This is a genomic window from Rhodococcus sp. SB1D, from assembly GCF_048573875.1.
Classification (GTDB): Bacteria; Actinomycetota; Actinomycetes; order Mycobacteriales; family Mycobacteriaceae; genus Rhodococcus_F; species Rhodococcus_F qingshengii.
Genome location: NZ_JBMAIQ010000001.1, coordinates 931,181 through 940,605 on the forward strand (window position 1 = coordinate 931,181; position 9,425 = coordinate 940,605).

The window sequence follows — 9,425 nt, forward strand, 5'->3', positions numbered from 1 at the left end:
ATCTGTGTTCACCGGGAGGACCACTGTGACAACTGAGGTCTGCGACGTGGAAAGATGGTCGGCGTGCTGCGTTGGATAACTGCCGGAGAATCCCATGGTCCCGCCCTCGTCGCGATGCTCGAGGGCATGGTCGCGGGGGTCGAAGTGACCTCTGAGGCCATCTCGTCCGAACTTGCCCGTCGTCGACTCGGTTACGGCCGTGGCGCACGGATGAAGTTCGAGGCCGACAAGGTCACCATCATCGGCGGTGTCCGCCACGGATTTACGCTCGGTGGCCCCGTGGCCATCGAGATCGGCAACACCGAGTGGCCCAAGTGGGAAACCATCATGTCCGCCGACCCGGTCGACCCGGACCTGCTCGCCGATCAGGCTCGCAATGCCCCGTTGACGCGCCCGCGTCCCGGACACGCCGATTACAGCGGCATGCTCAAGTACGGCTTCAACGACGCGCGTCCCGTCCTCGAGCGTGCCAGCGCTCGCGAGACCGCGGCCCGCGTGGCCGCTGGAACCGTCGCACGGTCCTTCCTGCGTCAGGTATTCGGTGCCGAGGTCGTTTCACACGTTATTTCCATCGGTGCTTCCGAGCCGTACGTCGGCCCCGTGCCGGCGGGCAAGGATCTCGACGCGATCGATGCGAGCCCGGTCCGCGCATTCGACAAGGCTGCAGAAGAGTCGATGATCGCCGAAATCGAATCGGCGAAGAAGGACGGCGACACCCTCGGTGGCGTGGTGGAGGTCGTCATCCACGGCCTGCCGGTCGGACTCGGCACTTTCGTCAGCGGCGCCGAGCGTCTCGATTCACGACTTGCTGCTGCTCTCATGGGAATTCAGGCCATCAAGGGCGTTGAGGTCGGTGACGGCTTCGAGACCGCGCGACGTCGTGGCAGCGAAGCTCACGACGAAATCCGCCCGGGCCCGGACGGCATCGTGCGCTCCACGAACCGCGCAGGCGGAATCGAAGGTGGCATGACCAATGGTGAGGCTCTTCGAGTTCGCGCCGCGATGAAGCCGATCTCGACGGTTCCGCGCGCTCTGGCGACGGTCGACATGGAGAGCGGCGAGGAAGCGGTTGCCATCCACCAGCGCAGCGACGTGTGCGCGGTTCCGGCCGCCGGCGTCGTCGCCGAGTCGATGGTCGCGCTTGTCGTGGCTCAGGCTGCACTCGAAAAGTTCGGTGGTGATTCCATTGCTGAAACCACTGCCAACTACCGTCGTTACGCCGAGGGCATCGCAGCCCGACCGCCTCGATAGGACTCACGTATCGATGAAGCCGAAGGCTGTACTCATCGGTCCGCCCGGTGCCGGCAAATCGACCATCGGTCGACGTCTCGCGCAGGCACTCGAACTCGAATTGGTCGATACCGACGCCGAGATCGAACGGACCACGGGTAGGACGATCCCGGAGATCTTCACCCATGACGGAGAGCCTCGGTTTCGTGAGATCGAGGAATCGGTGGTTCGCGAAGCGTTGCAGGCCACCGACGGAATCGTCTCGCTCGGCGGTGGTGCGATCCTCTCCGATCGCACGCGCGAACTGCTCCAGGGGCACACGGTCATCTACCTCGAGATCAGTGTCGCCGAAGGGCTTCGCCGCACGGGGGCGAACAATCATCGCCCGCTGCTGGCCGGCGGAGATCCCAAGGTCAAGTACCAGGAGTTGATGAGGCGTCGTCGTCCGCTGTACCGGCGTTCGGCCACGATTCGGATTCGGACCGACGGCCGAAGTCCGGCGCGTGTCGTCGGGCAACTGGTGTCGAAACTTCAAGACAAATGAACAACCGGAGCGGAGTAGTGGAGCAGTGACCGAACCCGTACGTGTAGAGGTGAAGACCGCAAGTCCTTACCCGGTCGTGATCGGCCGCGGCCTGCTCGGTGATCTCGTTGCCGAGTTCGACGGCGCGCGCACTGTCGCGATCTTCCATCAGCCGCCGCTGGCAGAGACCGCGGAGGCCGTACGGGCTGCGTTGGCGGAGAAGGGAATCGACGCCCACCGTATCGAGATCCCCGATGCCGAGGACGGCAAGGATCTTGCTGTCGCGGGCTTCTGCTGGGACGTGCTCGGCCGGATCGGCCTGACTCGCAGCGACGCGATCATGAGCTTGGGCGGGGGAGCGGCGACCGACCTCACCGGCTTCGTCGCGGCTACGTGGATGCGCGGTGTCAAGGTAGTTCACGTCCCCACCACCTTGCTCGCGATGGTCGACGCAGCAGTGGGCGGCAAGACCGGTATCAACACCGAAGCGGGCAAGAACCTCGTCGGTTCGTTCCACGAACCGGGAGCGGTGTTCATCGATCTCGCGACGCTCGAGACTGTGCCGCACAACGAGATCGTTGCAGGCATGGCCGAGGTCATCAAGACCGGATTCATCGCCGACCCGGTGATCCTGGATCTCATCGAAGCCGATCCCAAGGCAGCTCTCGATCCGTCGGGAACTGTTCTGCCCGAGTTGATTCGGCGCTCCGTAGAGGTCAAGGCCAAGGTCGTGGCCGCGGATCTGCGCGAGTCGGATCTGCGCGAAATCCTCAACTACGGCCACACCCTCGGCCACGCGATCGAACGTCGTGAGCGCTACAAGTGGCGCCACGGTGCCGCTGTCTCCGTCGGCCTGGTCTTCGCTGCCGAACTCGGACGGCTCGCGGGCCGACTCGACGACGCCACCGCGGATCGTCACAAGTCGATCCTCGATCTCGTCGGGCTGCCGACGTCGTACGACGGTGATGCGTTCGGCGATCTGATGAAGGGAATGCAGACCGACAAGAAGAACCGTGCCGGGCTGCTGCGTTTCGTGGTCCTCGACGGACTGGCCAAGCCGGGTCGCCTCGAGGGGCCGGATCCGAGTCTGCTGGTTGCGGCGTACTCCGCGATTGCCCGCGATGCGCGGCCGGCCGGCGGAACGGTCCTGTTGTGAGGATCAACGTCGTCAACGGACCCAATCTGGGGCGTCTGGGTAAGCGTCAGCCCGAGGTCTACGGCGCGACCACACACGACGATCTGATCGAATTGTGCGTCGCGGCAGGCAAGGAGCTCGGCGTCGAGGTGATCGTCCGTCAGAGCGATCACGAAGGCGATCTGCTCGGTTGGATCCACGACGCGGCGGACGCGGGGGAACCGGTGATCCTCAATGCCGGTGGCTTGACGCACACGTCGGTGGTCCTGCGAGATGCATGCGCCGAACTGACCGCAGGTCTCGTCGAGGTACACATCTCGAACGTTCATGCGCGAGAAGAGTTTCGGCACCACTCCTACCTGAGTCCGATTGCGACCGGAGTGATCGTCGGACTCGGCGTCGCCGCGTATCCGCTGGCGATCAGGTTCCTCGCCGAGCGAGGCTGAACGAGGGAAGTCGAAAAAACAGCCACACGAATGCGGCCCCGAGGAAAATATCCTCGGGGCCGCATTCGGTTGTGTGGACGGTGGGCGTTACTGCTCGCGCTTGCCCAGATCGATCGCCGGGAAGACCGCGGTATCGGCGTCGGATTCCTCGACGGACATCGCGGCTCCGCTGTATGCGTGCTGCTCGGTGGGGGAGTCGTAGCCCTCGCTGACGGGCACCGGTTCGTGGTGACGCTCGTGGGACGGGGTCTGCGGAGCTGTTCCGTTCTTGCGCTGTTCACGGCTGACGAAGAAGCGTCCGACGGTGATGGCGATCATGGCGGGGACGAAGATGAGAAGGATCGTGAACGCCGCACCGGAGGTCACCTCGAAGAACAAGCCCTGCTGGGTGAGTTCGAGGGAGGGGACCAGGCTGAGTGCCCAGCTGGCAGCGCCGGCGACGAACCCGCCGACCAATGCGGCCTTGAGCCACAGCATGGTCAGATCGGCGCCGTCCTCGGGTTCGGGGAAATTCCGGCGGTCACGAATGCCGTCGATACCACCCCAGATCGCGGCGAAGACGATGACGATCAACAGGGACAGCCAGCGCAGGGTGGACCCCTGAAGTGGCCACTGTGCGATCGCTGCACCGAGCAACGCACGAAACACAACATGTATCAGGGCCATGCCGAGGCCACGTACCAACCACGCATTCATGGGTACAGCCTAACTAGAACCCATTACACCTTGTGGCCTAACCCACACTTATTGCTGTAACCGCGAGTTTCGAGTTGATCGGCAGGTCTGCGCGGGCGGTAGGTTCGAGGGATGCCGGTCGACTTCAGAACACGCCGTGAATCCCTCAGACGCCTCCTCTCGGAGCGCGAACTCGACGCGATTCTCGTCACAGATCTCCTCAACATCAGATACCTCACCGGTTTCACCGGTTCCAATGCGGCGCTCGTCGTCAGTGCATCCGATTCAGCGTCCGACGAGCGTGAGACGGTGATCTGCACCGACGGCCGCTACGTGACGCAGGTGTCAGAGCAGGTGCCGGACCTTCGGGCCGAAATCGCCCGTTCGAGTGCTGCGCACTTGATCGAGAAGTCCACGGCGCCCGTTCTCGCGTTCGAGTCACATGTGGCGACGTTCGCCGAACATCGGGCTTGGACCGAAGCAGCGCCGAAGATCCGGTTCGAACCGGTGAGTGGACTCGTCGAACAATTGCGCATGGTCAAGGACGAGTACGAGGTGGAGTTGTTGCGAGCCGCGTGCACCGCAGCCGATGTCGCGTTGGCGCAGTTGATCGCTCGCGGCGGTCTGCGACCTGGCCGAACGGAACGAGAGGTCGGCCGCGAGCTGGAAAATCTGATGCTCGACAACGGGGCGGACGGTATTTCCTTCGAGACGATCGTGGCGGCCGGCGCCAACTCGGCGATTCCGCATCACCGACCGACCGACGCGATCCTGGCGTCGGGTGACTTCGTGAAACTCGACTTCGGCGCCCAGGTCGGTGGGTACCACTCGGACATGACACGGACCTACGTGCTCGAGTCCGTTTCCGATTGGCAACGGGAGATTTACGAGCTCGTCGCGCGTTCGCAAGCTGCCGGTTGCGACGCGCTCGCGCCGGGTGTCGAATGTGCGGCAGTCGACGCCGTCGCCCGTGCGGTGATCGACGATGCAGGCTACGGCGAGTTGTTCCTGCACGGCCTCGGCCACGGTGTGGGGCTCGAAATCCACGAAGCACCGGGGATCGGCAAGCTCGGCACCGGTACACTTCTTTCCGGCGCGGCGGTGACCGTCGAGCCGGGCGTGTACTTCTCCGGGCGCGGAGGTGTACGGATCGAGGACACGCTCGTTGTTCGTGAGCAGGGGCCAGAGCTGCTCACACTGACCGCAAAAGACCTTACCGTCGTCTGAGACGGTTTCCCGACCCCTAGGAGACGCGAAGCAAGTGGCTTCCACCAGTGATTTCAAGAATGGTCTGGTTCTGCAGATCGAAGGCCAGCTGTGGACGATCATCGAGTTCCAGCACGTCAAGCCCGGCAAGGGCCCTGCCTTCGTGCGCACCAAGCTCAAGAACGTGCTCTCGGGCAAGGTAGTGGACAAGACGTTCAACGCCGGTGTGAAGGTCGAGACCGCCACGGTCGACCGTCGTGACATGACGTACCTGTACCACGACGGCAGCGACTACATCTTCATGGACGGCGACACCTACGACCAGGTGTCGATCAGCGAATCCACCGTCGGCGACCAGTCGCGTTTCCTGCTCGAGAACATGGCAGTCCAGGTCGCGACCCACGAAGACGTTCCCCTCTTCGTCGAGCTTCCGGTCACCGTCGAGCTCGTCGTCAAGCACACCGATCCGGGCCTGCAGGGCGACCGCTCCACCGGCGGCACCAAGCCTGCGACCCTCGAGACCGGTGCCGAGATCAACGTCCCGCTCTTCATCAACACCGGTGACAAGCTCAAGGTCGATTCTCGTGACGGCAACTACCTCGGGCGTGTGAATTCCTGAGTGTCCGGCACACATAAGAAACTCGGTGCACGCCACAAGGCGCGCAAGCGTGCCGTCGACTTCCTCTTCGAAGCCGAGGCACGTGACCTCGATCCGGTCGCACTGGCGTCGGAGCGTTCCGATCTGTCCGTCAAGGACGACGCGGTAGCACCCGTCGCGGCCTACACCGTCACGTTGGTGTCCGGCGTTGCGGAGAATCTGGACCGGATCGATCAGGTCATCTCCTCGCATCTGCAGGACTGGACGCTCGAGCGTCTGCCCGCCGTCGACCGTGCGATTCTGCGTATCGCCGTGTGGGAGCTCTTCCACGCGACGGACGTTCCCCCGGTTGTCGCCGTGGACGAGGCCGTCGAACTCGCGAAGCAGCTCTCGACGGACGACTCTCCGGGATTCGTCAACGGAATCCTCGGCCAGGTCGTTCTCGTTGCGCCGCAGGTTCGATCGGCTGCGGCCGCGACCTCCCAGCGCGCGCAGGAATCGGATTCGGGTACCGAGTAGCAAGTTTTGTTCCACCACCGCCGTGCGAGTGTCACCGAGCGCGTTGTGTGTCTGCACACAACCGGTCGGAGTCGCTGCTCGCACGGCGGGATCAGGTCTGTCGGCTGATAGGGTGGGGACCGTCAGACATCCTTTAACGATCCGTCCAGTGAGGCGGAGAAGGAGGTCGCTGCATGAGCGTGCCCGAAGGGTCTCGCCCATCCGATCTTGCAGGTCCAGGTAACTCGAAGGCGCCGGTCGGTGCCGAGGCAGGTAGCGAAACCCGCGAATTGTTGTCCGCCCAGGATGTGGGCCGGACCATCGCGCGGATCGCTCACGAGATCATCGAGAAGACCGCACTCGACGGACCCGAGGGAACTGCCCCTCGTGTGGTCCTGATCGGGATCCCGACGCGTGGAACCACCCTCGCCACGCGACTGCGCGCCAAGATCGAAGAATTCTCCGGTGTGCGTCTTCCCATCGGATCTCTCGACATCACCCTCTACCGCGACGATCTCCGGAACAAGCCGCACCGCCCGCTCGAGCGCACGTCCGTCCCCGAGGGTGGCGTCGACAATGCGCTGGTCGTTCTCGTGGACGACGTCCTCTTCTCCGGTCGCACCGTGCGCTCGGCACTTGACGCGTTGCGCGATCTGGGCCGCCCCCGCGCGGTCCAACTCGCAGTGCTCGTGGATCGTGGTCACCGCGAACTCCCGCTGCGCGCCGACTACGTCGGCAAGAACGTCCCGACCGCGAGGTCCGAGGACGTCAAGGTTCTCCTCCAGGAGCACGACGGCAGGGAAGCGGTAGTCATCTCCGGGGGTAAGAGCGCGTGAAGCACCTACTTTCCATCGCGGACCTCGATCGTGAGTCCGCGGTAGAACTTCTCGACGAGGCAGAACGGTTCGAGCAGGCACTTCTGGGACGAGAGGTACGCAAGCTCCCGACGCTGCGCGGACGCACGGTCATGACGGTGTTCTTCGAGAACTCGACGCGCACCCGGGTGTCTTTCGAGGTGGCAGGCAAATGGATGAGTGCCGACGTCATCAATGTCAGCGCATCCAGTTCCTCGGTGTCCAAAGGTGAATCCCTGCGCGATACCGCGATGACCCTGCGCGCGGCCGGTGCCGACGCACTCATCGTGCGCCACCCGGCTTCGGGCGCCGCCCACCAGATCGCAAAGTGGACCGGAGCGGCCGACGACGGTGGCCCGGCAGTCATCAACGCAGGTGACGGCACGCACGAGCACCCCACTCAGGCGCTTCTCGACGCTTTGACCCTTCGCCAGCGTCTCGGCGACATCGAGGGCAAGCGGATCGCCATCGTCGGCGACATCCTGCATAGCCGTGTCGCCCGGTCCAACGCACTGCTGCTCTCGATGCTCGGTGCCGAGGTTGTTCTTGTTGCGCCGCCGACACTGCTGCCGGTCGGTGCGCACACGTGGCCGGTCACGGTCTCGCATTCGCTCGACGCGGAACTGCCCGGACTCGACGCGGTGCTGATGCTGCGGGTTCAGGCCGAACGCATGAACGGTGGCTTCTTCCCGTCGCAGCGCGAGTACTCGATCAACTACGGCCTGTCCGAGAAGCGGCTGGCGATGCTGGCCGATCACGCGGTGGTCCTGCACCCCGGCCCGATGCTGCGCGGCATGGAGATTGCATCCGCCGTTGCGGATTCCTCCAAAACTGCTGTACTGCAACAGGTTACCAACGGCGTACACATGCGCATGGCTGTCTTGTTCCGACTGCTGGTCGGGTCGGAGGACGGTGCGCTGTGACCAGAAACGAGAACGGAGAATCACCCGTGAGTGTCCTGCTCCGCGGAGTCCTGATCTACGGAGAAGGTGAGCCCACCGACGTACTCGTCGGCGACGGCACGATCCTCGAGATCGGCGTGGACCTCGATCCGGCCACGGCATCCGAGGTGATCGATGCCGGCGGGCAGATCCTGCTTCCCGGCTTCGTGGACCTGCACACACATCTGCGTGAGCCCGGCCGCGAAGACACCGAGACCATCGAAACCGGAAGCTCGGCAGCGGCTCTGGGTGGATACACCGCGGTCTTCGCGATGGCCAACACGAGTCCCGTCGCCGATTCGGTGGTCATCACCGATCACGTCTGGCGACGCGGGCAGGAAGTCGGCCTCGTCGACGTCCACCCCGTCGGCGCAGTCACAGCAGGCCTGGAAGGCAAGCAACTCGCCGAGATGGCGACCATGGCCGCAGGCGTCGGCAAGGTCAAGATGTTCTCCGACGACGGCCACTGCGTCTACGACCCACTGATCATGCGTCGCGCGCTCGAATACTCCAGTTCACTGGGCGTCCTGATCGCCCAGCACGCGGAAGAGCCGCGCTTGACCGTCGGTGCGGTCGCCCACGAGGGCCCCACGGCCGCGCGTCTCGGCCTGGCCGGATGGCCGCGCGCAGCCGAAGAATCGATCGTGGCCCGCGACGCACTGCTCGCGCGTGACGCCGGCGCCCGCGTTCACATCTGCCACGCCTCCACCGCCGGAACCGTCGAACTCGTGAAGTGGGCTCGCAGCCAAGGGATTTCGATCACCGCCGAGGTCACCCCGCATCACCTGCTCCTCGACGATTCACGGCTCGAGACGTACGACGCGATCAACAAGGTCAACCCGCCCTTGCGTGAGGCCAGTGATGTTGCCGCGCTGCGCAAGGGTCTGGCCGAGGGAATCATCGACTGCGTCGCGACCGACCATGCTCCGCACGCCGAGCAGGACAAGTGCTGCGAGTTCGCAGCCGCTCGCCCTGGAATGCTCGGCCTCGAGACCGCACTCTCGATCATCGTGCAGACGATGGTCCAGCCCGGCTTGTTGGACTGGCGCGGTGTTGCCCGGGTCATGAGCGAGCGCCCCGCGGCAATCGTCGGCCTCGACGATCAGGGCCGTCCCATCGAGGTGGGGGAGCCCGCGAACCTGACATTGGTCGATCCGTCGGCCGAGTGGACGGTCCACGGTCCCGACCTGGCGAGTGTCGCGCATAACACTCCGTACGAGTCGATGACATTGCCCGCTCGGGTCACGACCACACTGTTACGTGGCCGCATCACCGCACACGACGGGAATGTGCGGCTGCGGAGTAGCGAGGAGTAGCGC

At 64.4% G+C, this 9,425-nt stretch carries 11 protein-coding genes; 10 read left to right on the top strand and 1 reads right to left on the bottom strand.

Going from position 1 to position 9,425, the window contains the following annotated elements; translation table 11 throughout:
* Window positions 1-63: 63 nt before the first annotated feature.
* From aroC to aroQ, 4 genes are read left to right on the top strand one after another with little or no spacing between them, the layout of a single operon-like run.
* Complete coding sequence (gene aroC / locus ACN50D_RS04430; RefSeq protein WP_063316721.1) at window positions 64-1,251, top strand: chorismate synthase; 1,188 nt, start codon at window positions 64-66, stop codon at window positions 1,249-1,251.
* Window positions 1,252-1,264: 13 nt separating this feature from the next.
* Complete coding sequence (locus ACN50D_RS04435) at window positions 1,265-1,774, top strand: shikimate kinase (RefSeq protein ID WP_030536425.1); 510 nt, start codon at window positions 1,265-1,267, stop codon at window positions 1,772-1,774.
* A gap of 25 nt (window positions 1,775-1,799) precedes the next feature.
* Entirely contained in the window at window positions 1,800-2,909 is a 1,110-nt protein-coding gene (gene aroB / locus ACN50D_RS04440) for a 3-dehydroquinate synthase (protein WP_003944873.1), read from the top strand.
* Entirely contained in the window at window positions 2,906-3,334 is a 429-nt protein-coding gene (aroQ, locus tag ACN50D_RS04445) for a type II 3-dehydroquinate dehydratase (protein ID WP_003944916.1), read from the top strand. The genes aroB and aroQ overlap by 4 nt, the downstream gene beginning before the upstream one ends.
* 87 nt (window positions 3,335-3,421) lie before the next feature.
* Here aroQ and ACN50D_RS04450 read toward each other — a convergent pair whose 3' ends face one another.
* Complete coding sequence (locus ACN50D_RS04450) at window positions 3,422-4,030, bottom strand: B-4DMT family transporter (RefSeq protein ID WP_019748369.1); 609 nt, start codon at window positions 4,028-4,030, stop codon at window positions 3,422-3,424.
* 111 nt (window positions 4,031-4,141) lie between these two features.
* On the opposite strand from ACN50D_RS04450, the gene ACN50D_RS04455 reads away from it, so the two are divergent.
* The 6 genes from ACN50D_RS04455 to ACN50D_RS04480 all read left to right on the top strand — a co-directional run bounded on the left by ACN50D_RS04455 (window position 4,142) and on the right by ACN50D_RS04480 (window position 9,422).
* Complete coding sequence (locus ACN50D_RS04455) at window positions 4,142-5,236, top strand: M24 family metallopeptidase (RefSeq protein ID WP_003944812.1); 1,095 nt, start codon at window positions 4,142-4,144, stop codon at window positions 5,234-5,236.
* Between the two features lie 34 nt (window positions 5,237-5,270).
* Window positions 5,271-5,834 carry an elongation factor P gene (gene efp, locus ACN50D_RS04460; protein WP_003944958.1) on the top strand — a complete coding sequence of 188 codons (564 nt, stop codon included), beginning with the start codon at window positions 5,271-5,273 and terminating at the stop codon, window positions 5,832-5,834.
* Window positions 5,835-6,332, top strand: a complete 498-nt coding sequence (gene nusB / locus ACN50D_RS04465) for a transcription antitermination factor NusB (RefSeq protein WP_007728014.1) — start codon at window positions 5,835-5,837, stop codon at window positions 6,330-6,332.
* Window positions 6,333-6,505: 173 nt separating this feature from the next.
* Window positions 6,506-7,147 (top strand): bifunctional pyr operon transcriptional regulator/uracil phosphoribosyltransferase PyrR, encoded by a 642-nt coding sequence (gene pyrR / locus ACN50D_RS04470; RefSeq protein WP_003944977.1) that lies wholly within the window; start codon window positions 6,506-6,508, stop codon window positions 7,145-7,147.
* A complete protein-coding gene (locus ACN50D_RS04475) occupies window positions 7,144-8,088 on the top strand; it encodes an aspartate carbamoyltransferase catalytic subunit (RefSeq protein WP_003944883.1) in 945 nt (314 codons plus the stop codon). Before pyrR ends, ACN50D_RS04475 begins: the two co-directional genes overlap by 4 nt.
* Window positions 8,089-8,114: 26 nt before the next feature.
* Complete coding sequence (locus ACN50D_RS04480; protein ID WP_003944990.1) at window positions 8,115-9,422, top strand: dihydroorotase; 1,308 nt, start codon at window positions 8,115-8,117, stop codon at window positions 9,420-9,422.
* Window positions 9,423-9,425 lie beyond the last annotated feature (3 nt).